Source organism: Staphylococcus sp. 231237_7MaSpsaltlick, assembly GCF_043107035.1.
On the sequence record NZ_JBICNX010000141.1, the window covers coordinates 1 to 1,217 of the forward strand.

Annotated in this window: 1 protein-coding gene; it reads left to right on the plus strand. The window is 36.4% G+C overall.

Translation table 11 applies throughout. The features are described 5' to 3' along the window. Nucleotides 1-1,106 (plus strand): DUF927 domain-containing protein (locus ACF91D_RS30455; RefSeq protein WP_392438483.1); only part of this gene is annotated, 1,106 nt, incomplete at its 5' end. Nucleotides 1,107-1,217: the final 111 nt, after the last annotated feature.

Consider the following 1,217-nt stretch of genomic DNA (forward strand, 5'->3'; position numbering starts at 1 on the left):
GCAATCCTACTAAAGGTAGTAATACACTTTTTAGGTCTTGGAATGGTACTAGAAATGCGCTTGAAGGATATTTAAGTAACAATTATGGTTTGCCTATCGTATTGGACGAATTATCGGCTGCAACCTTCAAAGACACTACTGGGTTGTTGTACAGTCTGGCAGAAGGACAAGGCCGACAACGATCTAATATAGATGGTAATGTCAAAGCACTCAAAAATTGGGGGACCTCAGTGATAAGTACGGCAGAACACAGTGTTTTAAATAATAGTGCACGTAATGATGGATTAAATGTTCGTACCATTGAAATATCAGAAGCATTTACGACGAGTGCTGACAATGCAGATGCGATTAAAAAGGCTACATCCGTCAACTATGGGCATGTAATGCCATTAGTAGCTGAATATCTTTTAAATCGTGAAGGTGAAGTAATTAAATGGTTTCACGCGGAACATGATTGGTTCAAAAAACAATTAAAAAATGAAACGAGTCATACAGGTATTCGTATGTTCAAACGCTATGCAGCGATTACGACATCTGCTCGTATATTCGAACGTGTTATTGCGACGCCCATAGATTTGGATGCGATTAGAAATTACTTACTCACTTACCATTCAGATTCAGTAAGTGAGCGGTCTCTTGCTGATAAAGCACTCGAAACGATTACACAATTTGTTGCACAGAATAGAGGGAAATTTTCTGATGATAATAGATTATCAACCATGGTAGAAAATTATGGACTTATTGAATTAAAGGATAATTGTATTCAAGTCAAAATCCTTAAAGATGTCTTTAAACGTATGTTGGAAGAAAACCAATATCAAGATGTGAATAACGTTATCGATGCGCTGCGAGATAAAGATTATATACATTCAGATGCCAATCGTAAAACAACCAAGCGTAGTGTCAAAGACAAAGCAGGCAAACCAACAACAATTGTGTTTTATCACATTAAGCTTGATAAATCTTACGCCCATATTTTTGGTCTAGCTGATAAAAGCGAATCCAATATGCCCTTACCATTTGATTCTAAACATCCACATCATTTACTTGGAGACATGATTGCACAAGCAAATGAATGGGATAAAAACGGAGATATCGACCTGTAATGGTTAGAATATGTTACACAATAAATTCGCTACAACACCTGTCTAAAGGTGTTGTAGCACAAATATTAAATTATAGAGAGGAATTGCACTATGAATACAATCGTACTAGCT